This window comes from Nocardioides antri (genome assembly GCF_008373765.1).
In the GTDB taxonomy this organism is placed as follows: domain Bacteria; phylum Actinomycetota; class Actinomycetes; order Propionibacteriales; family Nocardioidaceae; genus Nocardioides; species Nocardioides antri.
Genome location: NZ_VUJW01000054.1, coordinates 251 through 608 on the forward strand (window position 1 = coordinate 251; position 358 = coordinate 608).

Genomic DNA, 358 nt, shown 5'->3' on the forward strand with positions numbered 1-358 from the left:
CCGGGTGACCGCGCCGGGTGTCCTGCGCCCGACCACCCGCTCGCCCGTCCTCGTGCACCACCCCGACGACGGCAAGTGGTTCGGCCAGGACCGGCTGCTGCCCGACCTCAAGCGGGTCAGCCACCCGACGAACGACCACGACTGCATCCAGCTGGTCCCGACCGAGGCCGTGCCGAAGGGCATCGCGATCCTCGACGCCCCCGACGTCGACNNGCTCGCGGCCGCGGACCTGTGGCTTTTCGTCACCTCCGCCGCGCGCTACAGCGACCAGGTGCCGTGGGAGTACCTCAAGCAGGCCGCCGAGCGGTCGACCGCGGTGGCGATCGTGCTCGACCGGACCCCGCCGGAGGCGGTCGAG

1 pseudogene is annotated in these 358 nt (G+C 73.3%); it reads left to right on the forward strand.

Annotated features, from left to right (window positions below):
* Positions 1-358 (forward strand): annotated as a pseudogene (locus F0U47_RS21945) (ABC transporter); the annotation flags it as partial.